Origin of the sequence: Streptomyces sp. AC558_RSS880 (assembly GCF_019049255.1) — a bacterium.
In the GTDB taxonomy this organism is placed as follows: Bacteria; Actinomycetota; Actinomycetes; order Streptomycetales; family Streptomycetaceae; genus Streptomyces.
The window spans coordinates 210,397-235,951 of the sequence record NZ_JAGMUJ010000084.1 but is presented as its reverse complement, the minus strand read 5'-3'; the positions used below and the strand labels follow the sequence as shown (position 1 = coordinate 235,951).

19 protein-coding genes and 1 pseudogene are annotated in these 25,555 nt (G+C 74.2%); 12 read left to right on the top strand and 8 right to left on the bottom strand.

The features are described from left to right. The first annotated feature begins 38 nt into the window (after nucleotides 1-38). The 5 genes from KUM38_RS25840 to KUM38_RS25820 all read left to right on the top strand — a co-directional run bounded on the left by KUM38_RS25840 (nucleotide 39) and on the right by KUM38_RS25820 (nucleotide 9,120). Entirely contained in the window at nucleotides 39-3,476 is a 3,438-nt protein-coding gene (locus KUM38_RS25840; RefSeq protein ID WP_217132263.1) for a glycosylhydrolase-like jelly roll fold domain-containing protein, read from the top strand. A gap of 88 nt (nucleotides 3,477-3,564) precedes the next feature. After that, nucleotides 3,565-6,813: a family 78 glycoside hydrolase catalytic domain gene (locus KUM38_RS25835; protein WP_217132261.1), complete on the top strand. Its 3,249-nt coding sequence runs from the start codon at nucleotides 3,565-3,567 to the stop codon at nucleotides 6,811-6,813. 190 nt (nucleotides 6,814-7,003) lie between these two features. Then, nucleotides 7,004-7,459: a DoxX family protein gene (locus tag KUM38_RS25830; protein ID WP_217132796.1), complete on the top strand. Its 456-nt coding sequence runs from the start codon at nucleotides 7,004-7,006 to the stop codon at nucleotides 7,457-7,459. Between the two features lie 161 nt (nucleotides 7,460-7,620). After that, on the top strand, nucleotides 7,621-7,938 hold the full coding sequence (locus tag KUM38_RS25825; protein WP_302181271.1) for a transglycosylase family protein: 318 nt from the start codon (nucleotides 7,621-7,623) through the stop codon (nucleotides 7,936-7,938). Between the two features lie 78 nt (nucleotides 7,939-8,016). Further along, entirely contained in the window at nucleotides 8,017-9,120 is a 1,104-nt protein-coding gene (locus KUM38_RS25820; RefSeq protein WP_217132256.1) for a P1 family peptidase, read from the top strand. 128 nt (nucleotides 9,121-9,248) lie between these two features. Here KUM38_RS25820 and KUM38_RS25815 read toward each other — a convergent pair whose 3' ends face one another. Beyond that, nucleotides 9,249-10,124 (bottom strand): NAD(P)H-binding protein, encoded by an 876-nt coding sequence (locus KUM38_RS25815; protein ID WP_217132254.1) that lies wholly within the window; start codon nucleotides 10,122-10,124, stop codon nucleotides 9,249-9,251. Between the two features lie 193 nt (nucleotides 10,125-10,317). Between KUM38_RS25815 and KUM38_RS25810 the strand changes: the two genes are divergently transcribed. Next, complete coding sequence (locus tag KUM38_RS25810; protein WP_217132252.1) at nucleotides 10,318-11,004, top strand: TetR/AcrR family transcriptional regulator; 687 nt, start codon at nucleotides 10,318-10,320, stop codon at nucleotides 11,002-11,004. 170 nt (nucleotides 11,005-11,174) lie between these two features. On the opposite strand, the gene KUM38_RS25805 is transcribed toward KUM38_RS25810, so the two are convergent. The 3 genes from KUM38_RS25805 to KUM38_RS25795 form a co-directional block, all read right to left on the bottom strand. Further along, entirely contained in the window at nucleotides 11,175-13,238 is a 2,064-nt protein-coding gene (locus tag KUM38_RS25805; RefSeq protein WP_217132250.1) for a SpoIIE family protein phosphatase, read from the bottom strand. 314 nt (nucleotides 13,239-13,552) lie between these two features. Next, nucleotides 13,553-14,299 (bottom strand): polysaccharide deacetylase family protein, encoded by a 747-nt coding sequence (locus KUM38_RS25800; protein WP_217132248.1) that lies wholly within the window; start codon nucleotides 14,297-14,299, stop codon nucleotides 13,553-13,555. A 39-nt stretch (nucleotides 14,300-14,338) separates the two neighbouring features. Further along, nucleotides 14,339-15,241 (bottom strand): DMT family transporter, encoded by a 903-nt coding sequence (locus tag KUM38_RS25795; protein ID WP_217132246.1) that lies wholly within the window; start codon nucleotides 15,239-15,241, stop codon nucleotides 14,339-14,341. A gap of 330 nt (nucleotides 15,242-15,571) precedes the next feature. On the opposite strand from KUM38_RS25795, the gene KUM38_RS25790 reads away from it, so the two are divergent. Continuing rightward, nucleotides 15,572-16,636, top strand: coding sequence for a galactosyldiacylglycerol synthase (locus KUM38_RS25790; RefSeq protein WP_217132794.1), 1,065 nt, complete (start codon nucleotides 15,572-15,574; stop codon nucleotides 16,634-16,636). A 257-nt stretch (nucleotides 16,637-16,893) separates the two neighbouring features. Here the strand turns inward: KUM38_RS25790 and KUM38_RS25785 are convergent, their stop codons facing one another. After that, entirely contained in the window at nucleotides 16,894-17,724 is an 831-nt protein-coding gene (locus KUM38_RS25785; RefSeq protein WP_217132244.1) for a ribonuclease BN, read from the bottom strand. Beyond that, nucleotides 17,721-19,061 carry a SigB/SigF/SigG family RNA polymerase sigma factor gene (locus tag KUM38_RS25780; RefSeq protein WP_217132242.1) on the bottom strand — a complete coding sequence of 447 codons (1,341 nt, stop codon included), beginning with the start codon at nucleotides 19,059-19,061 and terminating at the stop codon, nucleotides 17,721-17,723. The genes KUM38_RS25785 and KUM38_RS25780 overlap by 4 nt, the downstream gene beginning before the upstream one ends. Nucleotides 19,062-19,449: 388 nt before the next feature. Between KUM38_RS25780 and KUM38_RS25775 the strand changes: the two genes are divergently transcribed. Beyond that, nucleotides 19,450-20,418, top strand: a complete 969-nt coding sequence (locus tag KUM38_RS25775) for a chlorophyllase (RefSeq protein ID WP_217132240.1) — start codon at nucleotides 19,450-19,452, stop codon at nucleotides 20,416-20,418. Between the two features lie 111 nt (nucleotides 20,419-20,529). Next, entirely contained in the window at nucleotides 20,530-21,192 is a 663-nt protein-coding gene (locus KUM38_RS25770) for a hypothetical protein (protein ID WP_217132238.1), read from the top strand. A 102-nt stretch (nucleotides 21,193-21,294) separates the two neighbouring features. Here the strand turns inward: KUM38_RS25770 and KUM38_RS25765 are convergent, their stop codons facing one another. Then, nucleotides 21,295-21,900 (bottom strand): helix-turn-helix domain-containing protein, encoded by a 606-nt coding sequence (locus KUM38_RS25765; protein WP_217132237.1) that lies wholly within the window; start codon nucleotides 21,898-21,900, stop codon nucleotides 21,295-21,297. Nucleotides 21,901-22,060: 160 nt separating this feature from the next. Between KUM38_RS25765 and KUM38_RS25760 the strand changes: the two genes are divergently transcribed. The 3 genes from KUM38_RS25760 to KUM38_RS25750 all read left to right on the top strand — a co-directional run bounded on the left by KUM38_RS25760 (nucleotide 22,061) and on the right by KUM38_RS25750 (nucleotide 25,322). Further along, complete coding sequence (locus KUM38_RS25760; RefSeq protein ID WP_217132235.1) at nucleotides 22,061-23,671, top strand: MFS transporter; 1,611 nt, start codon at nucleotides 22,061-22,063, stop codon at nucleotides 23,669-23,671. A 70-nt stretch (nucleotides 23,672-23,741) separates the two neighbouring features. Then, nucleotides 23,742-24,440, top strand: coding sequence for an alpha/beta fold hydrolase (locus KUM38_RS25755; RefSeq protein ID WP_308409046.1), 699 nt, complete (start codon nucleotides 23,742-23,744; stop codon nucleotides 24,438-24,440). Between the two features lie 3 nt (nucleotides 24,441-24,443). Next, nucleotides 24,444-25,322 (top strand): GNAT family N-acetyltransferase, encoded by an 879-nt coding sequence (locus tag KUM38_RS25750; RefSeq protein WP_217132227.1) that lies wholly within the window; start codon nucleotides 24,444-24,446, stop codon nucleotides 25,320-25,322. Between the two features lie 130 nt (nucleotides 25,323-25,452). Here the strand turns inward: KUM38_RS25750 and KUM38_RS43675 are convergent. Further along, nucleotides 25,453-25,555, bottom strand: a pseudogene (locus KUM38_RS43675) (hypothetical protein); the annotation flags it as partial.

Below are 25,555 nucleotides of genomic sequence, written 5' to 3'. Positions count from 1 at the left end.
CGCCCGCCCCGCCGACCACCCACCCCAGGAGCTCCGCCATGCCCGAAGACGCGACACCCGAACGCCCCGACGGCCCCGAAAGCGCCCTCTCCAGACGCCGGTTCGTGGCCGCCGCCGGCGCCACCGGCGCCCTGGCCGCCGTCGGCTTCCCCGAGACCGCGTCCGCCGCCCCCGCCACCGGAGCGGCGGAGGCGGCCGCGGGACCCGGCCGGGACGCCTTCTCGCCCCGGCACTTCGCCGACCCGCGCCGCGACAGCCGCCCCACCGTCTACTGGTACTGGAACGGCCCCGTCACCCCCGAACTCGTGGACCGCCAGATGGCGGACCTCCGGGACAAGGGCATGTACGAGGTCATCCTCTTCTCCTTCGACAACGCCGAGATGCGCCCGGTGTTCTTCACCGAGGAGTGGTTCGACATCGTGGGCCACGTCCTGCGCACCGCCGAACGCACCGGCATGCGCGTGTGGCTGTTCAACGACGACCACTTCCCCAGCGGACGCGCCGGGGAGTTCATCGTCAAGGGCGGACAGGTCGGCAGCCGCACCTACGCCCCCCGGCCCGACCTGCGCCTGAAGGCACTGGCCCGCTCGACCACCGTGGTACGCGGCCCGGCCGCCGTCGACCTGCGCCGCAGCACCGGGGTCGGGGTCGAGGCGGGACGCCTGGTGGCCGACGCCGCCGTGCTCCACGGCGCCACCGTCCTGCGCGACAGCGCCGGCTGGGCCGACTACACCGTCACCGGCAGCGCCAAGGCCGAGCACGGCGCGGCCGGTCTCGTCGTGCGCGGCTCGGCCGACGGGCACTCCGGGTACGCCGTCACCTTCGACCAGACCGGCGTGACCACCGTCCACCGGCTGGCCCCCGGCACGGAACCCGCCGAACTGCTGCGCAGCACCCGCACCGACGGCTTCAACAAGACCAGGTTCCACACCCTGCGGGTCACCGTCCGCGCGGACACGGTGTCCGTCACCCTCGACGGCCGGGACAAGGGCACCGTCCGGGACTCCGCCCACGCCACGGGCGGCGCCGGCGTGCGCGCCGTCGACGACCAGCGCGCCCTCTGGGAGAACCTCACCGTCGAGGGTGCCGACGGCGCCGTCCTGTACGACTCGGCCTTCGACGACTCCTCCGCCGCCCGGGCCTTCCCCGAAAAGGAGCTGCCTGCCGGGGACTTCACGGTCGCCGCCGCTGCCGCACGCCCCGTCGGACCGGCCGGCGCGGCCGACGTCACCGACCTCACCGGCCGGCTGACCGGCGACCACACCTGGCAGGCGCCGGCGGGGGAGTGGCAGGTGGACCTCTTCGGCGGGGTCCTCCTCGTCGACGACTCCCAGGGATACAGCCGCAGTTACGTCGACCTGCTCGACGACGAACCGGTCGAGCTGTTCCTGGACATCGTCCCCGCCGAGTACCACCGCCGCTTCGGACGGTACTTCGGCACGGTCGTCCCCGGCTTCTGGGACGACGAGCCCTTCTTCGCCTCCGCCGAGGCCCACTTCAAGCGCCTGCCGTGGTCACCCTCCCTCGAAGGGGCCCTGCGCGCCGTCGGAGTCACCCCCGGCGCCGCCTACGCCGCCGCCTTCGACGACCTCGGCCGCGCGGGCCGCACCGTCCGCGGCCGCTACTGGCAGGCCGTCTCCGACCGCTTCGCCAAGGCCTTCGAGAAGCAGGCGCGGTTGTACGACGAGTGGGGCGTCGCCCTCATCACCAACCCGCTCTACGACGAGACCGCCCCCGCCAAGCGCATCGTCACCACCGGCGACCTGCACAAGGTCAACCAGTGGGCGCAGGTGCCCGGCGGCGACATCATCACCGCCGAGTACGTGGCCGGCGAGCCCACCATGATCCCCCGCAACCCGGTCTCCGTCGCCCACCAGATGGGCCGCGAACGGGCCCTGCTGGAGATGTTCGGCAACATGGGCTGGCAGGTCACCCCCGCCTTCGTGCGCGCGACCGTGGGCGCGCAGGCGGCCCGCGGCGTCAACCTGACGGTGCTGCACGCGCTGTGGACCGACGAGACCCGCGTGTACTTCCCGCCGCCGTTCGGCCCGCGCGCGCCCTGGTGGTGGGCGATGCGCCCGCTCGCCGAGTGGATCGGACGGCTCATGGAGGCCGGCCGCGGCACCTCCGCCGCCCGCACCGCGCTGCTGCAACCGCAGCGCGCCGCCGAGCAGTCGACCGGCACCGACCGGCAGGGCGACGTCGACGGCCCGCTCGCCGACGCCGCCTACGCCCTGGAACGGTCCCAGGTCGACTTCGACCTGCTGCACGAGGGAGCCCTCACCGGCGACCCGGCCCTGCGGGCCCACGCCGGCGTCCGGGGAGGCCGGCTCGTGGTCGGCCACGCCGCCTACGACCTGGTGGTCGTTCCCGAGACGCCGACCCTGGACGCGGACGGACTGCGGGTGCTGCGCGCGTTCGTCCGCGCGGGCGGCACCGTGATCGCGGTGGGCGCCCTGGACACCGACGAGGCCGACGGCAACGACCGCACCCTCGCCCACGGTCTGCGCGACCTCTTCGGCGACCGCGTTCCCGGCAGCCGGACCCTCGGGCGCGGACAGGCCGTACGCGTCGCGGACACCGGCGCGCTGGGCGCCGCCGCGACCGGCGCCGGGGCGGCCGCCGCCGTCCTCGACCCGCCCCGGGACGCCGTCCGGGTGCTGCGCGTGCGGCAGGGCGCGGACACCGTCTTCCTGATCAACAACGAGAGCGGCGAACGGGTCCGGACCGTCGCCGCCCTGCCCGCCGCCGGCGTGCCCCGGATCTGGGACCCGGAGACCGGCACCGGCGGCCCGGCACCGCTGCACCGGAGCACCAAGGACGGCGTGCGGCTCCCGCTGGACCTGGAGCCGTACCGGAGCCTGGTCGTCGTGGTGCGCCCCGGTGTCCGGCACGAGCCCCACCTCACGGACTCACCCCTGCCGGTCCTGGCCGTGGAACGCCGCGGAACGGTGCTCAGGGCCACCGTGGAGGCCGCCGCGCCCGGCACCCACACCCTCACCGGCACCGACGGCGGCCACCCGTACCGCGGCACCGTGCGCGTCGACGACCCGCTCGAGCCGGTTCCGGTGACCGGCGACTGGACGTTCGCCTTCGCACGCGACGGCGCCACCCCCGTCACCGCGCCGCTGGGCAGTTGGACCGCGCACGACCCGCTGTTCTCCGGCAGCGGCACGTACACCACCACCGTCGACGTCGACACCGCCGAACTGCGCGACCGCCGGGTCCTGCTGGACCTCGGTGACGTGCGCGACGTCGCGGAGGTTACCGTCAACGGCATCGTGCTGCCGCCGCTGTTGTGGGCCCCGTTCGTCGCCGACGTCACCGAGCGGCTGCGCCCCGGCCGCAACACCCTGAGCGTGCGCGTCTCCAACACGCTGTCCAACGAACGCAGGAAGCCGCTGCCGTCCGGCCTGCTCGGCCCCGTGACCCTCCGGTTCCGGCGCCGCGCCACGGTCGAACTCCGGCGCGTCTGAGCACCGTTCCGGGACCGCGAAGCCCACCGGCCCCGGAACCGCGTACGACCCCCGCCCCCGGTCCCTCCCACACCCGGCAGGAAGCCACATGTCCACACCGCACCCGCACCGCAGACCCGGGTGGTCCGCCGCCCTGGCCGCGGCCACCGCCTTCGCGACCGTGCTGGCCGGCGCGGTCGCCGCCGACGCCGCCACCGGCGACGTCTCCCCGACCCGGCTGCGCACCCAGCACCTCACGCAGGCCCTCGGCATCGACGACACCACCCCCGAACTCAGCTGGGAGATCGACGCCGACCACCCCGGCGCCCGGCAGTCCGCCTACCGGGTGCAGGCCGCCACCTCGCCCCGGCTGCTCAACTCCTCCCGCCCCGACCTGTGGGACTCCGGCCGCGTCGACTCGGCCGTGCCCGCGACCACGTACGACGGGAAGGAGCTGGGGTCCCGCACCCGCGTCCACTGGCGCGTCATGCTCTGGTCCGGGCCCGGACACAGGGACGGCGGCTGGAGCCGCACCGCCGTCTTCGAGACCGGCCTGACGAAACGGTCCGACTGGGGAGCCGACTGGATCACCCACCCCGACTGGCAGTTGAGCGGGCGCACGGCCGAACCCGTCGTCGTACGGCTCCCCAGGACCACCGCCCGCTACGTCCGCCTGGACGTCACCCGGCTCGGCCTGCCGCTCGCCGAGTCCTTCCCCGACCGCACCTGGCGGCTCCAGCTCGGTGAGATCGACCTCCGCGACTCCACCACCTCCACCACCGGCCTCGCCCGCGGCGCCGCGGTCACCGCGTCCGAGAGCAACACGCTGCGCAAGACCTGGGAACCCGCGCTGGCGGTGGACGGCCTGCCCAACAGCGCCCTGCAGACCGCGGCCGGCTACGCGAGCGCCCCGCACACCGGCCCGGACGTCTCCGCCGCCCCGGTCACCCTCACGCTCGACCTGAAGTCGGTGAAGACCTTCGACGAACTGGCGTTGTACCCGCGCGCCGACGTCCTCACCGACGACGGACGCGTCCCCAACTTCCCCGTCGACTACGCCGTTTCCTCCGCCGACGGCGCGACCGGCCCGTTCACCGAGCTCACCCGGGTCACCGGCCGGCGGCCGCCCACCCCGTACCTGCCGGCCGGACTGCCCCTGCTCGCCGACGACTTCACCCTCCCCAAGGCGGTGCGCAGCGCCCGCCTCTACATCGCCGGCCTCGGCGTCCACGACGCCAGCATCAACGGCGAGCCCGTGGGCGACGCGGTCCTCGAACCGGCCAACACCGACTTCGCCGAGCGCGTCCAGTACGTCACCTACGACGTCACCGACCGGCTGCGGCCCGGCGCCAACACCATCGGCGTGGCCCTCGGCAACGGCATGTCCAACGTCGTCAGCACCGCCGACCGCTACCGCAAGCTCTACGGCAACCTCAGTGACCCCAAGCTGATCGCCCGGCTGGACGTCACCCTGGCCGACGGCCGGGTCCGCACCCTGACCAGCGGGGACGACTGGCGCACCACCCTCGGCCCCACCACCTCCTCGAACTGGTACGGCGGCGAGGACTACGACGCCCGCCGGGAGATCCCCCACTGGGACGAGCCCGCCGGCGACCACTCGGACTGGCGGCGGGCGACCGTGGTGGCGGGCCCCGGCACCACCGAACGGCCTGCCGCGCTCAGCGCCCGGGAGACCGAACCCATCCGGATCGTCGAGACCCTGGAGGGCCGGGAGGTCGACGGCGCCGACGGCAGCCGCGTCTTCGACCTCGGACGCAACATCGCCGGCTGGCCGGAGATCACCGTTCGGGCACCGGAGGGCACCGCGATCCGCGTCTACCCGGCGGAGAGCCTGAAGGACGGCCGCGCCTTCCAGTCCATCAGCAACGTCGGAGCCCCCCTGTGGGACTCCTACACCGCCCGGGGCCGCGGCGACGAGACCTGGCACCCGCGCTTCAGCTACCACGGATTCCGCTACCTCGACCTGAGGGGTGTGCCCGAGGGGGCGACGGTGAGCGTGCGCGGACACGTCCTGCACACCGACAACACCTCCGCCGGTGACTTCACCAGCTCCGACCCGCTGATCAACGACATCCACGCGCTGATCCGCCGCTCCATCGAGGGCAACATGATGAGCGTCCTCACCGACTGTCCGAGCCGCGAGAAGCTGGGCTGGCTGGAACAGAACCAGCTGGTCTTCCCGGCCCTCGCCGGCAACTACGACATGCAGTCCTACCTGCGCAAGATCGTCCGGGACATGGCGGACGCGCAGACCACCGAGGGCCTGATCCCGAGCACGGTCCCGGAGTACACGAGCCTGCCCGGCGGTTACCGCAACGACTCCAACTGGGGCGGCGCCTTCGTCCTCGTCCCCTGGCAGCTCTACACCACCTACGGCGACAAGCAGACCCTCGAGACGTACTACCCGCGCATGCGGCAGTACGCGGCCTTCCTGGAGACCCAGGTCAAGGACGGCATCCTCGACTACGGCCTCGGCGACTGGTTCACGCCCGACCGGACCTTCCCGCGCGCCGTGGCCGGCACCTACGGCTACTGGCGGGTCGCCGACGCCCTCAGCCGCATCGCCACCGTCCTCGGCGACCAGGGGGCCGCGGACGAGTACCGCGCCAAGGCCGACGCGAGCGCGAAGGCCCTGTCCGCGAAGTACTACGACACCACCGCCGGCACCTTCGGCGGCGGCGGTCACGGGGCCGAGGCGCTCGCCCTCGACATGGGCGCCCACCCGGCGGGGGAGCGGGACCGCCTGCTCACCCACTTCACCACCGCGGTCAAGGACGCGGGCAACCACCTGATCCTGGGCGAGATCTCCCTGCCCGCCGCCTTCCGGGTCCTCAGCGGGGCGGGGCGCGACGACCTCGTGCACGCCATCGCCACGCAGACCACCAGTCCCAGCTACGGCTACCAGGTACGCGCCGGCAACACCACCCTGGGCGAGTCCTGGGACGGCGGCCCCGGCCAGTCGCAGAACCACTTCATGCTCGGCGCCATCGACTCCTGGTTCACCACCCGGGTCGCCGGCATCGCCCAGACCGCCGACTCCGTCGGCTACGCCGAGCTGCTGATCGACCCGGCCGTCGAGGGCGACATGACCTCGGCGTCGGGCTCCTACCGGACGCCGTACGGCATCGCCCGCAGCGACTGGGAACGGACGGACGGCCGCTTCCGGCTGACCGTGGACGTCCCCGCCGGCAGCACCGCCGAGGTGCACGTCCCCGCGGCCGGCGGACGGGCCGAGGCACCGAGGGGAGCGCGCCTGCTGCGCACGTCCGGGGAGGAGGCCGTGTACCAGGTGGGTTCGGGACACTGGACCTTCCGCTCGGCCCCGCCGCGGTCCTGAGCGAACTCCTCCCGCCGGGCGGCGACGACAGCGCGTCGCCGTCCGGCGGGCCGGTCGGCCGCGCGTGCACGGCGGTTCGGCTGAACGGGCGGACCGGCGCGCACGTTGAAGAAGAGCAGACGGCCTCGCGCGCGTGACCCCCGGCGCCGGCCCTCTACGTTCCACCGGCCGACGCAAGGAGTACGCGATGATGAGCACCGCCCGCCTGAGCGACCGGCTGGCCGGTCACCAACCGCTCGTGCTGGGCCTGTTCCGCATCGTCCTCGGCCTGCTGTTCACCAGCGAGGGCGTCGCCACGGTGTTCGGCGTACTGGACAGGAAGGCCGCCCCGACCGGTGACTGGCCGTTCTGGTACGCGGGCGTGATCGAGCTCGTCTGCGGTGCCCTCGTCCTCCTCGGAGCCGCGACCCGCAGCGCGGCGTTCCTCAGCTCGGGAGCCATGGCCTTCGCCTACTTCACCGAGCACCAGAAGGACGGTCTGTTCCCTCTCCAGAACGGCGGCCTGGCACCGGCGTTGTTCTGCTGGGGTTTTCTGCTCCTGGTCTTCTCCGGGCCGGGCGCCCTGTCCCTGACGGGCCTGCTCCGCCCCGGCGGCACCGCACCCGCCCCGTCCGGGGACACGGTGGTGGAACCCGCGTCGAGGTAGTGCGTGACCCGGCCGGACCGACGTGGTCGAGGCGGACGACCACGTACCCCGTCCGGGGCAAGGAGGGGATCGTCGGCGTGCCATCGTGCGGTGGCACGGTGTAACAGTTCTTTATGATCTGTAGACGAAACACCTCGACGGGTTCGGTGCGGAACGCGCGTATGGGCCGCATCAGGACCGCCGTGATCGTCACGACCGCCGCGATCGCCCTCGGTACGACCGCCGAGGCGACGGCGTCCCCGTCGGCTCCCCGGGGGACCGACTGGGACGCCATCGCCGCGTGCGAGTCCAGCGGCGACTGGCAGGCGAACACCGGCAACGGCCACTACGGCGGCCTGCAGTTCGCGCAGTCGAGCTGGGTCGCGGCCGGCGGACTCAAGTACGCCCCGCGTGCGGACCTGGCGACCCGTGAGGAACAGATCGCCGTGGCCAGACGCCTGGCCCGGCTCCAGGGAATGTCGGCCTGGTCCTGCGCCTGACTCCCCGCCCCGCGGCGGCGAGCGACGACCGGGCCGGGGACGCCCCCGGGCGGGGCGGGCCGCGTAACGTCCACCCTCATGGAACACCTGGCTCATCCACCGTCCGCGCCGGGCACCCGGCGCCGGGCCCGTGACCTCGGCATCGTCATCGGACGCGCCGCCACCGGGCCCTTGAACGCGATCACCGACGTGCCGGGCGTCCGCGTCGGCCACACCACCGTCCGCCGACTCCCCGGCGTGCACAGCGGGGTCACCGCCGTCGTGCCCGATGCCGTCGGCCCCCGCACACCGCTGCCCGCGGGGGTGTTCACCGGCAACGGTTACGGCAAACTCATCGGCACCACCCAACTCGCCGAACTCGGCACGCTGGAGACGCCGGTGCTGCTCACCTCCACGCTGTCGGCCTTCCGCGTCGCCGACGCCCTCGTCGGCTGGATGCTCGAACGGCCCGGATGCGAGCAGGCGCAGAGCCTCAATCCCGTCGTGGGGGAGTGCAACGACGGCCTCCTGTCCGACATCCGCGCACGGCCCGTCCACGAGGAGCACGTCCGGGCCGCCCTCGACGCGGCGTCCGACGGGCCGGTCGCCGAGGGCTGCGTCGGCGCGGGAACCGGCACGGTCGCCCTGGGCTTCAAGGCCGGCATCGGGACCGCCTCACGCACGCCGGACCTGGGAGGACGGCGTTTCACGGCGGGCGTCCTGGCGCAGACGAACTTCGGCGGCACCCTGCGCGTCCTGGGTCGCACCGTCACACCCGAGTCCGTGGGCCTCGGAGCCGACGGTCCGGCACCGGAAGGAGAGACCGGCTCCTGCATGATCGTGGTGGCCACGGACGCCCCTCTCGACGCCCGGCAGCTCACCCGCGTGGCCCGCCGCGCGGTGTTCGCCCTCGCCCGCTCGGGCGCGGCCTACAGCCACGGCAGCGGCGACTACGCCGTGGCCTTCGGCACGCGACCGGGAACCGGCGGGCCCGTGGCCGATGCCGAACTGGGGCCGCTGTTCGAAGCGGTCCTCGACGGCGTCGAAGAGGCGGTGCTCAACTCCCTGCTCGCCGCGCGGACGACCACCGGCTTCAACGGCCACACGGCCCGGGCCCTGCCGGCGGACCGTCTCCTCTCCGTCCTCACGGACGGTCGGTCCGGGCTCGACGAGCCAGGGTCCCGTGGGGTGCCACGCCTTTGAGGACGCCGGGTCGCCCGGCCTGGTCCGTCGCCGTGTCACGCCCGATCGAGGCACCCCGCCACCCACGTGAGCCCGATCCGCGGGCTCCGCGCCTTCGTCGACGAGTGCGCCGGGCGCCGGGCCGCGGGTCATCGGGATGACCGCAGCGAGCGCACGACTGCCTCCAGGACCTCGTGGACGGTCTTCGCCGGGTGGCCGATGACGGTCTCCAGCGTCGGGTCGACGACGTCGAACTCGCCCTTGCGCGATGCGGTGAACATCGTCAGGGCGAACTCCGCGGCCGACCGGGGCATCCCGCCGGCGACTGCCGCGGATATCCACTCGTGGTCGTCCATGACGACCCGGGTGACGGTCCGGCCGGTGATGCGGCCGAGGATCCCGGCGACGTCGGCGAAGTCCAGCGTGTGCGGGGCTGTCAGCGGCGGTGTGATCCCTTCGAGCGCCCCGTCCTCGGTCAGGGCGACGGCCGCGGCTTCCGCCAGGTCCTCGTGGGCCGTCCAGGACACCGGGCCGTCCTGCGGCACGGCGAGTGTGCCGGTCTCCAGCGCGGCGTCGATGTAGTGGCTCAAGGTGGCGGCGTAGAAGCCGTTGCGAAGGGCGGTGCAGGGGACGTGCTGCTGCTCGAGGTACTCCTCGGTGGCCGCGTGGACCCGTTGCGGCGGGAAGAGCGACGCGGGCGAGGCGGCCTGGTGGCTGGTGTAGAGGATGCGTCGGGCGCCCGCTTCCCGCGCTGCGTCGACGGCGGCGCTGTTGGCGGCCGACGCGCCGTCACCCCGGATGGCCGCGGAGACGATCAGGACGCGCTCGGCCCCCTCGAAGGCGTGCTTCAGGCCGCCGGGTTCGGTGAAGTCCCCCGCCCGGACTCGGACGCCGCGCTCGGCGAGGCCGGCGGCCTTGCGCACGTCGCGCACACTGACGCCGATCCTGTCGGCCGGTGTCCGCTCCAGCAGGCGGTCGACGATCAGTGTCCCGAGGCGGCCGGTGGCCCCTGTGACGATCAGCATGGCTGACTCCCATCCAGTGATGCTTCCAATGGAACGGAAGTAACGTTAACACTGATACTTCCATTGGAAGCAAGCGTGTGCGCGCATCGGGGAAACGGCCGGCCCGCCGCAGCTGGAAGCGGGCGCATGGCGGTTCGGTCGGTGTTATCGTTGATAACATCGCCTGTCACGCACGGGCGATACCATCGTCTCCATGGCACCGAACACGCAGCGGCGAGACATCACACGGGACCGCATCGTGAAGGCCGCGGCCGGCCTGCTGCGCGACCAGGGACCCGCCGCGGTGACCACGCGCCGCGTGGCCCAGGAGGCCGGGCTGCAGCCTCCCGCGCTCTACCGCTTCTTCCAGGGCAAGGACGACCTGCTGGTCGCCGCCGTGGAACAGGTCTTCGCCGACCATGTGGCGGGCAAACAGGCCACCGCGCCTTCGGACGACCCGGTGGAGGACCTCCGCGCCGGATGGAACACGCAGATCAGCTTCGGCCTCGCCCACCCGTACGTCTACGGCCTGCTGCTCGACCCGGCCCGCGCGCGCGACACCCCGGCGCAGGTCAAGGGTGTGCTGGTCCTCGCCGAACGGGTGCGCAGAATCGCCGCCGCCGGGCGGCTGCGGGTGAGCGAGGAACGCGCCGTCAACCTCATCCGCTCGGCGGGGGTCGGAACCGTCCACACCCTGCTGACCCTGCCCCCGGAGCAACGCGACCCGCACCTGGCCGACGCCGCCTTCGACGCGATCACCCGCGCCGTCCTCGTGGACGAACCCGCTGTCCCCGCCCGGGACCAGGCGGCCGTCGTCGCGGCCTTCCGCACCCTCCTGCCCGAACTGCCCCATCTCAGCAAGGCCGAAGCCGCGCTCCTCGACGAATGGCTGCGACGCTGATCCCGCTTCGACAGGCGCCTGCTCCCCACGGAGGCGGGCGAGGTGCCCCTCCCTCCCCGTGAGCGCGCTCTGCTGGGGCCGCCCTTCGCGGGACAGTCCACGGATCGCTGCCCGCGGGCGGCGCCGACCGTTCCGACCGAGGTGAGGAGACCGGCCGCCTCTTCGCCGCGTCATCCACCGGGACTGATGAGGAGCAGGGCGATGTCGTCGCCGGGAGTGGGGGCGTGGCGGATGAGGGTGTCGGCCATGGCGTCGAGGTCGGTCGGGTCCGCGCGTTCGAGGAGCCCGGCGAGGGCCGCGGTGGCGTCGTCGAGGTCCACTCCGGGGGCCTCGACGAGCCCGTCGGTGTAGAGGGCGAGCACACAGCCGGGCGGCAGGGGGACCTCCAGGGCCGGGTAGCGGGAGTCCGGCTCGATGCCGAGGAGGAGGCCGGGCGGGACCGGGACGAGTTCGGTGTGTCCGTCGGCATGACGGAGCAAGGGCGGTGGGTGGCCGGCGGTGGCCACGCACGCGAGGTGGGTGGCGAGGCCGAGGTGGACGTAGAGGCAACTGGTGAACAGGCCCGGCTCGAGGTCGGTGAGCAGGCGGTTGGTGCCGGCCAGGACCTGGTCGGGGGCCGAGCCCACGGTGGCGTGGGCGTGGACGGCGGTGCGGACCTGCCCCATGAGCGCCGCGGCGTCCACGTTGTGGCCCTGCACGTCGCCGATGGCGGCGCCGGCGGTGTGCTCGTCGAGGCGGATGAGGTCGTAGAAGTCGCCGCCGATGCCCAGGCCCCGGGCTGCCGGGAGGTAGCGTGCGGCGACCTTCAGGCCGGGGACGTGGGGAAGGGTGTGCGGCAGCAGGGCGGACTGCAGGCGGTGGGCGAGGTCGTGTTTGGTGTCGTAGAGGCGGGCGCGGTCCAGGGCCTGCCCGACCAGGCCGGCCAGGGAGGTGAGTACGGAGCGTTCGCCGGGCGGGAAGACGCGGGGTCTCCGGTAGGCGAGGAGGACGGAGCCGATGGGGCGGCCGGAGGCGATCATCGGCAGGAAGGCCCATGCCTCCATCCCGTCCTCGTGCACGGTCGCCGGGTAGGCGCGGTGGAGGTCGGCGAAGGTCGTGAAGAAGTCCGGGACGCCGGAGGTCAGGACCCTCGTGGCGGGGATGTCCAGACTCAGGGGGACGGCGTCGAAGCGGTCCATGACCTCGGCGCGGTAGCCGCGGTAACCGAGGATCTTCAGACGGCCGTCCTCGGAGGTCATCAGCACCATGCCCTGTGCGCCGAGGGCGGGCATGAGCTGGTCGGCGGCCTGGTCGACCACGTCCTGCACGCCGACGGCCTCGGTCAGGGTGGCGGCCAGATGCATCAGGTGGTACAGCAGGGTGGCGCGGCTGGGACCCGCGGCCGGCACGGAGGGCGGCGGGGGAGCGCCCTCGGACGGGTCGGTGCCGGTGATGCGGACGCTGATGCCGGAGGGGTCCGGGTACAGCTCGAAGGACAGCCCCACGTCCGGGGGACGCAGGACGGTGAACGCCTGCGGCCGACGGCTGACCAGCGCGGCCCGGTAGCGGTCCTCGACCTGGGGGACGTCCATCCACGGCAGCGCCTCCCACGGCAGGGCACCCACCAGGTCGTCCGGATCGCGGCCGAGGAGGTCGGCGGCGGCGGGCGTGACGAAGGTGAGGCGTCCGTTCATGTCCAGCGCGCAGGACCCGCCGGGCAGGCGGTCGATGAACGCCGTGTGCGCCGCCGCCTCACCGGGCGGGACGGTGCGCCCGGCCGGCTGCGGCAGGGTCCGCGGCCGGTCGGCGGGCAGCAGCGGGTCGCCGCGGTCCGTGGACTGCTGGAGGAGACCGCCCAGGCGGTGGCAGCCCGACTCGATGGCATCGCGCTCGGCGTGGCTCAGCCACGACGGACGGTCCCCGGGCCACAGCAGCACCAGCCCGCCCCGGACCCCGTCGCCCGAAGTGACCGGGGCGGCCGACAGCGCGAAGTCGTACGGCAGCACGAGGGCCGGCCTCGGGTACCGGCGCGCCATCTCCTCCTGCCCGCAGACCCACACCAGGCGCCGCTCGCGCACGGCGTCCGCCACCGGCATCGGATCGTTCAGCGCGACCCGCCGCCACGGAGTCGCGAGCTCGTGCGGGGCCCCTGCCACCATGACCAGCCACAGAGCGTCCTCGCCCGGCGGCAGCACGTACAGCAGTCCGCCGTACGCGCCGCTCTCGCGCACCACGGCAGCCATCGCGGTTTCCATCAGCCGCCCACCCGAACCTCGCGGACTTCCCAGCCGGCTGCCGGTGCGCCGGACACGCGGTACCGGATGCCGTGCACCACCGGCCCCGGCAAGGGTGCGTCACACCGGCCGCACCGGACATCGCCCATATGCGGACACTACGCCCAATGTGTCGCAAGGGCATCCAGATACGGGAGCGGCACGAGACATGACCGCCGGGCCAGGAACTCGTCGACGGCGCGGCGTGCGCGTTCCGGAGGGGCCGGCGCCCCGCGTCGCCCACGCGGTCGGCCCACCGCGACCTGCCCGGCACGGGAGGCTGCCGCCCGGGTGGCTCAGCGCGGGAGTATCCCGTGTCCGGAGAGCGTGCCGACCGACAGGCCCGCCTCCCGGCAGCCGTTCACGATGCCGGGCAGGGCGCCCAGCGCGGCCCGCCAGCAGTCCGGGGCCGACATCCGGTCCGAGTCGTGCAGGAGGACGGTGCCGCCCCCGCGCAGCCCGGCCGCGACGGCCGACCGCACCGATGCCGAGGTGGCCCCGGCCGTCCAGTCCCTGCCCCAGGCGGTCCACAGCACCGGCCGCAGGCCCGCCGTACGGGCGGCCGCCCAGCGCCCGGAGGTGAGGATGCCGTAGGGCGGGCGGTACCAGCGGGGGCGCCGGCCCGTCAGCTCCCGCACCGCGTCGGCCGCCCGCAGCAGAGCGCGCGCCTCGTCCGCCGGGGCCGGCAGCCAGGGACGGTCGTGGCTCCAGCCGTGCACGGCCAGTTCGTGCCCGCGGCGGACGGTCTCGCGCACCACGGAGGGATGCCGTACGGCGGCGTCGCCCAGCACGAAGAAGGTCGCCCGGACCCCGAGTTCCTCCAGGGCGTCGAGGAAGCACGGGGTGGACCCGGGGTCGGGCCCGTCGTCGAAGGTCAGGGCGACATGGGCGGGGTGCCCGACACCGGCGAGGCGCGGGAGACGACGGCGCACCACGGGCAGCCAGGTCGCGGCCGGGGCGATGTGCGCCGCGGCGACGGCGGCGACGGGAGCCAGCGCCACCGCCGCGCGCCGGGCGGGGGAGTGGGCGGGAGGCGTGGACATCGGCTTCCGGCTCCTTTCCGCACGAGGCGGCCGCGACGGCTACGACACCGGCCGGGGCACGTCGTCGCCCGGGTTCCGCGACGCCGCGTCCCAGTGTCCGGAGACCGACGGGGCGCGGGCCAGCCCCGCCGTCCCCGCCCCCATGAGCGCCACGCCGATCACCGCGGGCACCACCCGCACACCGAGCGTGATCTGCTCTCCGAACAGCGCCCACCCCAGCGCCACGCTCGTCAGCGCGTCACCGAGGGTCAGGGCGGGCTGGGACGCCGCCAGCGTCCCGGCCCGGAACGCGCCCTGGAGCAACAGGAAGGCGACGGCTCCGGCGGCGGCGGTGGCGTACACGGGCCACGTCCCCAGCACGGCGCCCACCCCGTCCGGAATCCTGCCGGTCACTTCCTTGAGCAACGCCGCCGTCAGGGAGAACGACACGGCGGACGCCAGCCCCAGCAACCCCGCGCGCGGTGCGCCCCGCACCGCGCGGGCCGTCACCACCAGCGCCACCACGGCACCCAGCACCGCCCCCGCGGCCACGGTCCACCGCTCCGCGGAGGCCGTGGACCGGCCGGCGGCCGGAGCGACCGAGGTCAGGAACGCCGCCAGCCCGGTGGCCAGGGCGACGAACGCCAGCCAGGTCCTGTGGTCCGGACGACGGTGGAAGACCACGCTGCCGACGACGAGGGTGAACAGCAGCTCGGCGGCCATCAGCGGCTGGACCAGCGCGAGACTGCCCACGCCCAGAGCCGCCGCCTGCAGAACGGTCGACAGCGCCAGCATCCCGGCACCCGCGACCCAGTAGGGCCGCCGCAGCACACGCCCGAGCCAGCGGACGGCCTGGCGCACGCCCGCGCCGCCCTCCGGTTCGTCCGCCGCGGCCCGCCGCTGCAGTACCGAGGCCGCGGCGTTGGACAGCGCCGCCAGCAGGGCCAGGACGACGACCAGCACGACGCGACGCCGTTCAGCCGAACACGGCGGCGAGCCGCCGGTAGGGGCCCGGCACCGCGTCGGCCGGGCCGGTGGGGGAAGCGTGGGACATGGGCCTGCACCTCGGCTGCGAGGGTGAACGCCCGGGAGACCGCCGTCCGCGGCCGCTCCCGGCGTCCGGCGGGGAGGGGGACCCCGGAGTATCCCCGGCCCGGCCGCCGAAACGCGGGAAAGCGTGTTTCACCGGCGCGGTGGAAGGAGACACACCACCCCGTGCACTCACCGTCTCCGTGGCCCCGCCGGAACGTGCCGGCGGACGGCAGGCCGCGACTGCTGATCGTCAGCGCGAGCATGGGGGCCGGCCACGACACGGTGGCCCGCGAACTCGCTCGCCGCGCCCGGGAACAGGGCCACGACGCGCAGGTCGTGGACTTCCTGCGGCTGCTTCCGTACGGTCTCGGGACCGGGCTGCGCCTCTTCTACCAGGCGTCGGTACGACACTTCCCCTGGGCGTACGCGGGCCTCTACCGCGCGCTGCTGCGCCCCGGTCCGCGGCACCGTCCCAGCGGCATCCCCCTCGCCCGGCTGGCGGGCCGCCGTCTGACGGATCTCGCGGAGCGCACGGGCGCCGACGTGGTGGTCCCCGTCTTCCATCTGGCCGCTCAGCTGACCGGTCATCTGAGGGCCCACGGGCGACTGCGGTCCCCGAGCGCCGTCTTCATGACCGACTTCGCCGTCCACCGGCAGTGGCTCCATCCCGGCAACGACCTGTACCTCTGCCTCACCGACGACGCCGCGCGGGACGTGGGCCGGCGCGTCACGACGCCCGTCGAGACGACCGGACCGGTCGTGGCGCCAGGCTTCTTCGCGCCGGCCGCCGGAGCCGCGGAATGGCGGCGGCGCTTCGAGCGGTGCGCCCCCGGACGCCCGCCCGTCGTGCTGTCCGCCGGCGCCTGGGGCGCGGCTTCGGAGCTGGACGGGACCGCCCGGCTGCTCGCCGCCGCCGGTTTCCTCCCGATCGTGCTGTGCGGCCGGAACGAACGCCTGCGGGCCCGCCTGGCCGGGCTGCCGGGCACGCTCGTACCGGACTGGGTCACCGACATGCCCGGCCTGCTGCGCGCGGCCCGTGTCCTGGTCGACAACGCCGCCGGCCAGACCGCCGTACAGGCCCTGGCCTCCGGGCTGCCCGTGGTGGGCTACCGGCCGCTGCCCGGCCACGGCGCGGAGGGCGTACGCCGGATGGCGGCGCTCGGCGTCTCGGAGATCGCCGTGGACGCCGACACGCTGCTGTGCGCACTGCGGCGGCTGTCGGCGGACGGCGCCCACCGGGACCGCCGGATCGCCCGCGGGCGGGAGCTGTTCCGGGGGGACGTACTGGCCCGGGTGGCCGCACTCGCCCGCATGTCGCCCGTGTGACCCGGCGGATCCGCCGGAAGCACCTTCGCGGCCGCCGCGAGAGCGGCTGTCCGCAGGGAGGGCGTCCGCGCGTACGGTGCCGTCCTCGGCGGCGACCCGGGTCCGCCGCACGGACTCCGGGCCGCAGGGCGGTCGCGAGGTCCCCGACGGCGGCCCTCGCCGGGAACGTCGTCGAGTGCGGTCCGTGCGGCCGCGGCGACCGGTCCCGCCCCTCCGCAGGGAGGACGATCCGCCTGCGCGGGCGCGCGTCGCCCGCGTCAGCCGTCGCCGGCCGGTTCCGTCCCGGGCGGCGGGGGCAGGCCCGCGGTGAACCGGTGCCCGTGGTGGTGGAGGAGCCAGCGGCCGAACAGGGCGCCGCCGAAGATGACGAACCCCACGCCGATGAGCCAGGACTCGACGATGAGGACGACACCGACGGTGCCGTAGCTGATCGCGTTGTCGATGATCAGCGGGGTGAAGACGAAGTAGGAGAAGCCCCGCAGGCCGATCAGGCCCGCCATGGTGGCGAGCGCGCCCGGCAGCAGGTGCCACCAGCCGATCTGGCCGCCCAGCAGGAAGCGCTGCCCCCACCAGAAGAACAGCACGCCGGTCGCCAGCGAGAGGGTGATCCGCTCCGGCCCGTGCAGGGCGTCGCGGGTCAGCACCTCCTGGTAGAGGTACGCGGTCAGGACGCACAGCCAGGTCGCCTGGCGCCAGATCCGGTGCCACGGCCCCGGCGGCAGGTTCCACGTCCGCTCGTAGCCGTTCTGGACGCTCCCGCCGAACGGGATGCCGAACGCGGCGAGTGCCAGCACACCCCACAGACTGGTGGTGCCGATCACCTCGCGCGGCGGGCTGATGATCTCCGTGAGGAGGCGCGCGGACCGGCCGGACAGTCCCATGCCGTCCGCCAGCCAGGCCGCGAAGCCGCCCCGCCCGAGCGGATCGGCGGCGGCGATCACGATGAGCAGGGGCGCCAGCGTGACCAGCGCCAGCGTGGCGAATCCCATGGCCCTGTGCATCAATTCGATGTCGCGGCCGCGCCGCGTCAGGGTGTGGGCGCCCAGCCACTCCCATCCGTGCCGGAGCGCGCGCAGGCCACGCCTCACGGTGCGCTCCTTCGTCGGCTCGCGTCCACGCACCCGTGCCACCCGTCGGCAGGCGGGACACACCTGGGCGGGAAAGGTGCTCTCTCCTCGTGCGCGCGGCGGGCGGGAGGGGGCCGCGCGGCCCGGCAGGGGAGCCCGGCGCGTCGGGCGGCGGCCGGCCGCGCCCTCGCGGTCCGCGCCACGGCCCCGGCACACGTCCGGCACCGGGCGCCGAACGGGACGGACCACCGCGCACCGAACGGGACGGGCCACCGCGCACAGAACGGGACGGGCCACCGCGCGCCTGTGGATCGCCACCGGGCCGGGTGCCCATGACCGAGCCGGTGCCGGCTTCCCGCACCGACCGCGGCGCGCGGAGCCGGGCCGGCCGGATGCGGGTGAGCCGCGGGGCCGGGCGCGGGGCGTGCCGGGCCGGTGGACCGCACGGGACGTACCGGCTTCTCCGTGCCACGGCGGCCGCACGAGGCGCGCGCCGGCCGGGCCGCCCGGCCGGCGACCGGGGCCCGCGTCTCCGCGGCGGCTCCCGCGCCCGGCTCGCCCGCCAGGAGCGCCTCACGGAGCCGGTCGAAGCACCGCCGCAGGATGCGCGACACCTGCATCTGGGAGACGCCGATGGCGTCCGCGATCTGCTGCTGGGTGCGCTCCCGGTAGAAGCGCAGGTAGAGCACTTGGCGGTCGCGCTCCGGCAGTCGCTTCACCAGGGCGGCCAGGGACACGGTGTCGACCACCCGGCCGAGCGCCGGGTCCTCGGCGCCGACCAGATGGGCGAGCGGTCCCTCCCGGCCGTGCCCGGTGGGCTCGTCGAGGGAACGCGGACGGCATGCGTGCACCGCCCGCAGCGTGGACAGCACGCGGTCCTGTCCGAGCCCGGTGTGCTCGGCGATCTGCTCAGAGGTGGGCGAGCGGCCGCCGAGCCGCTGTTCGAGCTCCTCGACGGCCTGGAAGATCCGACCGCTCGCCTCCTGCAGGGGCCGGGGCAGCCGTACGGTGGTCGTGCGGTCGCGCAGATGCCGCCGGAGTTCACCGGTGACCTTGGGAAGCGCGTACGCCAGGAAGGCGTGGCCCCGGGCAGGGTCGTAGCCGTCGACGGCCTTGATCAGCCCCAGGGACGCGACCTGCACGAGATCGTCGGACTCCTCCCCCTGGCACTGGAAGCGGCGCGTGACCCGCCGGGCCATCGGCAGCAGCAGGCGGATGACGCGGTCCCGGAGGGCGGCCCGCCGCAGTCCCGGTGGGTGCTCCGAGAGCTCGCGCAGCAGCGCGTCGAGTTGCTCCGAGGAGGGTTCCGGTACGGCTGCGTCGCGGGTCCGGATCACGTCGGCGGCTGAGGTGGACATGGGCCTCCGGGGGTGTCGGCCTGGTGGGACACGTACGGCGTGACGTTGCCGCGGTCGGCCTGTGCGGGGAGCGGTGGCCACGCCATTCTCGGAGTCACCCTGCGGCCGGGCCCCGAAACCCGGCCTGAGCCGCGCGCGGGAACCCCGTCCGTCCCACGAGTGACGTCAGGCGCCGGCCGGTTGCGCACCGGACCGCTCCCGGTTCCGGCCGGTCTCCGGACCGGGGCACCGTCGCCGCTCTTGACCGCCCCTGCCGTTTGACAAAACGGAACGCCGCTCCGGATGATAAGCGGAGCAGCGTTCCGTTTCATGTCGGCGCGCCTGAACACCCGCCTGCCGCCGCCCCGTTGGGCCGTCGGCGGGCGGGCCACAGAAGGGACCATTCGCCATGAGCCCCACCATCGACACGGGCACCGCCACCGCCTTCGGCACGTCCGCCCCCGTCCTGTCGTACGGTCCGGTCGTCCTGTCCGTGCCCGGACGGCCCGTGGACCTCCAGATCCGGGTGTCCGCGCCCGCGACCGGCGCGGGCCTGCCCGTCGTCCTGTTCTCCCACGGCCACGGAGCGTCGAACAACCTCTCCTCGCTGAACGGGTACGCCCCCCTCGTCAACCTCTGGGCGGCAGCCGGGTTCGTCGTCATCCAGCCCACCCACCTCTCCTCCCGCACGTTGAGCCACCGACTCGCCGGTGCTCCCGGGGCCCCGCTCTTCTGGCGCTCACGCGCGGAGGACATGAGCCACATCCTCGACCGGCTCGACGAGATCGAGAGCGCCGTGCCGCGTCTCGCCGGACGCGTCGACCGGGACAAGGTCGCGGTGGCCGGGCACTCCCTCGGCGGCCACACCGCCGGTCTCCTGCTGGGCGCCCGGATCACCGACCCCGACACCGGGGACGAGGTGGACCTGGCCGAGCCGCGGATCAGGACAGGCGTGCTGCTGGCCGCACCGGGCAGGGGCGGCGACGTCCTGAACGGACCGATGGCCGAACAGGTGCCGTTCCTCCACACCACCGACTTCTCCACGATGACCCCGCCCGTCCTGGTCGTCACCGGCGACAAGGACGACTCCCGGCACTTCACCGACGTCGGCCCCGACTGGCACGCCGACCCCTACCGCCTCGCCCCCGCACCCAAGACCCTCCTCACCCTGTTCGACGCGGGGCACCTGCTCGGTGGGATCTCCGGGTACGACGCCGCGGAGACCACCGACGAGGACCCCGGGCGCGTCGCCGCGCTCGGAAGCCTCACCTCGGCCTACCTGTGCGCCCAGTTCGGGTGCGGCGCCCATGAATGGCGGGAGGTGTGCGAGGCGCTGACGGCCGGTCCCGCCCCGGTCGGTCGGGTCGAGTTCAGGTAGGGCCGGCCCCCGACGGGCACCTCGCCGCACTCCGGGCGGGCGTGGGGAGCCCGCTCTGGACAACCCCCGGGTGACCGGTTCTCAATGGGGGAGAGCCAGGGGGGTGAAGCGGTGCGCAGGGGGAGAGGCCGGGGGAAGACGACGCCCGCGACCGCTGAGGTCTGGACGAGCCCCGGGGCGTTCGCCGCCAACGCCGTCGGCGAAGTGACCGACGGGCAGCGGAGGTTGGTCGCCGGGCGGAGGGTACGGCCGCCGCTGTCGGCCTGGGCCGCCCTGCTGTGCACGGGAGCCGTGGTCGTCGGCTCCGGAGTGCTGGTGGCGGTCTCACCGGACCCGAACTCCGACCTGCCGGAAGGGCGGATGGCCGGGCCGTTGGCGGCGATGGGGGTGATCGCCCTGCTCCTCGGCGTGCACACCGTGCCGTTCGCGCTGTTCGCCGGGCTGCCCCGGTGGAGGGCCCGGCGCCGCCGTCGTCGTCGCGTCGAGGCCCTGAAGGCGTGCCGGGTCGTGGGCGCGCCGGGCGTGATCGGGGCCACCGGCGTGTCGGTGGACGGACGCACCCTCGTCGTACCGGACGGCGCCCCGCCGCTGCCGGCACCGGGAACCTACTGGCTGTACTGGCTCGAACCGGCCCACGACAACGGCGAGTCGCTGCTGTTGTCGGCCGAACCGGTCGACGCCCGGGAGGCCGCGGGCCGCCGTGCGCACGCCGCTTCCGCGCCCGTTCTTCCCACGCCGGACGCACCACCCGATCCGCCGCGTCGTACGGGCTGATGCGCGATCCCGCGCCGATGGCGGCTCCCTGCGGTCCGCCCGCTCGCACCTCGTCCCCGATGGGGCCGGACCCGACGCTTCCGTACGGGCCGCCGCCACGGGTCAGGCGGAGGAACCGCCGGCGCCGGTGGCCTCGCCGCCGTCACGCTGGTGGCCGCGCCGGGCGTCGCGGTCGAAGATGCCCAGGATCTCGCAGGGGCCGCCCTCGGCGCCGAGGGCGTGCGGAAGCATGGTGGGGAACTCGGCGGCCTGGTTGGTCTCGACGCGGAAGCGACGGTGCCCCAGCATGAGGATCGCGGTTCCGGACAGGACGACGAGCCATTCGCGGCCGGGGTGGGCGCGCATGCGGGCGGGGTTGTCCGGCGGCGGTCCGGTCATGCGCTGACGTACGACGGTCATGCCCGGGTCGCCCTTCACCGGCCAACGCATCAGCCCGTGGGCGCCGTCGATCATCGGGCTGGTGACGACGTCGTCGGTGGCGGTCTCCACCAGCTGGTCCAACGACGTGTCCAGGGCGCGGGCGAGCGTGACCAGCTGATCCAGCGCGAGGCGCCGCTGCCCGTTCTCGATGCGGCTCAGCGTGGACTGGCTGACATGGGCGCGGGTGGCCAGCTCCTCCAGGGACCAGCCCTGTGCGACCCGCAGGGCGCGGATGCGTTTGCGTACGAGGCCGTCCAGTTCGCCGTCATCTTGCGTCATGGGCAACATCGTATGCCTGTTCCGCAAGGTGTGCTTACGGTCGCTCGTGAGTGGCCCGCAGCGGCTGGGCCACACCCGAGCGAGACCGGGCTCCACGAGGAGACCCGGGCGCGCTGCACCGCGACACCCCCGGCGCCCGGCTCGCCCCTGCCCTTCCGAGGAGATCCCCATGAGCACCGACCAGCCCTCACCGGCGGCCCCCGCCCGTGACGAGGGCGCGCCGGACGCGCGCCGGCTGCGCACCATCCTGATCGCGGTCTCGGTGGCCCTGATGGCGGTCATCGCGTCGGTGTCCGGGCTGAGCGTCGCCCAGACCCAGATGGCCGTCGAGTTCGACGCCTCACAGAGCACAGTCCTGTGGATCATCAACATCTACACCCTGACCCTGGCGGCGCTGCTGCTGCCGCTCGGCGCGATCGGCGACCGGCGGGGCCGCAAGCCCATGCTCGTCGCCGGTCTCACCGTCTTCGGCGTCGCCGGCGTCGCGGCCGGCCTCGCCCCGAACACCGAGGTGATGTTGATCGCGCGCGTGGTCGGCGGCATCGGCGCTGCGACGATCATGCCGATCACCCTGGCCGTCATCACCTCCACCTTCCCCGAGGAACAGCGCGGCAAGGCGATCGGGGTGTGGACCGGTGTCGCCGGTGGCGGCGGCATCCTGGGGATGTTCCTGTCCGCCCTCCTGGTCGATGTCGCGGACTGGCGCCTGCTGTTCGTGCTGCCCGTGGTCCTGGTCGTCGTGGCCCTGGCCATGACGCTGAAGTCGGTCCCCGACTCGCGTGAGCGGTCGGCCCATTCCTTCGACACCGTCGGCGCCCTGCTCTCCGCCGTCGCCGTGGCCGGCCTCGTCTTCGTCCTGCAGGAGGGCCCGGAGAACGGCTGGACCGCTCCCGTGACACTGATCGCCCTGGCCCTCGGCCTGGCCGCCGCCGTCGGCTTCGTGGCCTGGGAACTGCACCGCCGTGACGCGTCCCTGCTGGACGTGCGCCTGTTCCGGGAGCGCGGGCCGGCCGACGGTTCGCTCACCCTCCTGGTGGTCTTCGGTGTCCAGGCGGGCATCGCCGTGGTCATGTTCCCCTTCTTCCAGGCGGTGCTCGGCTGGTCCGGGCTGCTGGCCACGCTGGCCCTGATGCCCATGGCCGTGACGATGATGGCGGCCTCCGGTCTGGCCCCCAGGGCGGCCGCGCGCATCGGCTCCCGCCCGACCATGATGGCGGGCGTCGCGCTCGGGGCCGCCGGTCTCGCGCTCATGGCCCTGCTCGTCTCCGTGGACGGCGGCTACCTGACGGTTCTGCCCGGCATGCTCGCCATGGGCGTCGGCATGGGCCTGTCGATGACCCCTTCCACCGAGGCCATCACCGGATCCCTGCCGGGCGAGAAGCAGGGCGTCGCCTCCGCGCTCAACGACGTCACCCGCGAGTTCGGCACCGCGCTCGGAGTCGCCCTGCTGGGCGCCCTGCTGTCCGCCGGCTACCGCAGCTCCGTCGACGGCAGGCTCGACGGCATCCCCGAGAGCGCCGCGGACAGCGCACGGGAAGGCATCGCCAACGCCGTCGAGGCGGCACCCCGCAGCGGCTCGCACGCGCAGGACCTGGTCCACGCCGCCCAGCAGTCCTTCGTCGACGGCTGGCAGCAGGCCATGTGGGCGGGCGTCGCCGTCATGGGCGCCCTGTTCGTCCACATCGCCCTGCGGGGGCCGGGGAACGCCACCCCCGTGGCGGACGACGGCAGCACCGGGACCGTCGGGACCGCCGCCGCCCGACGGCTGCCCACGCGCTGAGGCCGTACGGGCTCGTCTCCGCCCCACCGGCTGCGGCGGTGACGGTGGCGACGACTGCCACCGCGTCCCGGTGGCCGGCGCGCGTTCGCCTTGCTCGTCGCACGCCCTTCCCCTTGCCGGACAGACCGATCTGCCCGGCAAGGGGCGGGCCGACGGCCCACGCCGCGCCGCCGTCCGTGTCGGCGGGACGCTCCCCGCCTACCGGGACCACGGTCAGGGCACACCCGTGATCCTCATCCACGGCACGCCCTCGCACGCGTACGAACGGCGTGACGTCGTCCCGCACATCGAGGCGGACGGCTTCCGGACCGTCACCTACGACCTGCTGGGACGCGGCCGTTCCGAGCGGCCGGCGGACCGTGACACATCGGTCGCCGCCCGGACCGACCTCCCGGGGCGCCTTCTCGACGCGCTGGACATCGATCAGGCGGACGTCGTCGCGCACGACATCGGCGGAGCCGTCGGCCCGCGCTTCGCCGTCGACCGTCCCGGGCGCGTGCGACGGCCGTCGACCACCGACTCGGTCAGCCACGACTCGTGGCCCTCCCCGACCTGGCGGCAGATCACCGACGAGCCCCCGGACGACCTCACGAACATGTCGTGGCACGCGTTCGACCACGCGAAGCGACTCAGCACGGTGACCGCACCCGGCAGTCCGGGCGGAAGACGCCCGGCACGTCGTCGAGGACGCCGGGCACCGGACCGGTCGCGGCGACGGTGCGTCCCCCAGCGGAGTGCTTCCCCGGGCCGGGCGGATCCGAGATCATGAAACATGCTTCCGGACGACTGGCAACTCACCGAAGACGTGGACGACTTCCTCGCTCGTGCCGGAGAATTCCTGCGCTCGCGGCCCGCCCTGCACAACACGCCGTTGACGGACATCGAGAAACTGCGGACACGCGGGGCGGACGCACGCGGTGCCGAAGCCACCGTCCTCGGCCGACTGGAGTCGGGAGGCGAGGTCCGCGCGATCTTCTATCGCACTCCGCGCGGCCGCCTGGGCCTCACGCCCCTGTCCGCCGAGCAGACCGACGCCCTCGCCGCTCACCTGGCCGGCCTCGGCCACTCGCCCTCCGACGTCATCGCGGACCGCGACACCGCCGGCGCTTTCGCCGAGTCATGGCAGCGGCACACCGGTGCGGTGCCGGTCCCCTTCTGGCGGACTCACCTCTACCGTCTCGGCACGCTCACCCCACCGCAGCCGTGCCCGGAGGGCCGGGGGCGCATCGTGGGCGGAAAGGACCGTGAGCAAGTCGTGCGGTGGTGCCGTGAGTTCTGCGTCGACGTCGGGGAGCAGCCCTCCATCGACCTGATCGACGCCGGCTCCTGGGACGACTCGCGCTTCGGCGACAGGCACTTCACGTTCTGGGAGACCCCGGACGGCACCCCCGTCTCCATGGCGGCCGCCACCTCGATCGTCGGTGGCATGATCCGGGTGGACCCCGTCTACACCCCGGCCCGTCTCCGGGGCCGCGGCTACGCGGGCGCCGTGACGGCCGAGGTGAGCCGTGCCGCGCTGGCCGCGGGCGCGACGGACGTCGTCCTGTTCACGGACCCGGCCAACCCCACCAGCAACGCCCTTTACCAGCGCATCGGATACGTCCACGTCGCCGACTTCGCCGGGTACAGGTTCTCCCACGGCGCACCGTAAGACGGTGGGGCACCTTGCCTCTCTCCCTCGCACCGGTCAGGACGACAGCCTCGACCTGACATGCGGGACAGCTCTCAGCCCGGGCTCGGGGCGGCCGGACCTGTCCGGCCGCCCCGAGCGGTGTCCGGGGTCAGGACGCCGTGTCCGGGTTCTTCCCGCGGCGCAGCGCACGGGCGCACCAGCCGATGATCATGGCGTTGGCGAGTGCTCCGAGAACCATGGAGAGCAGGAAT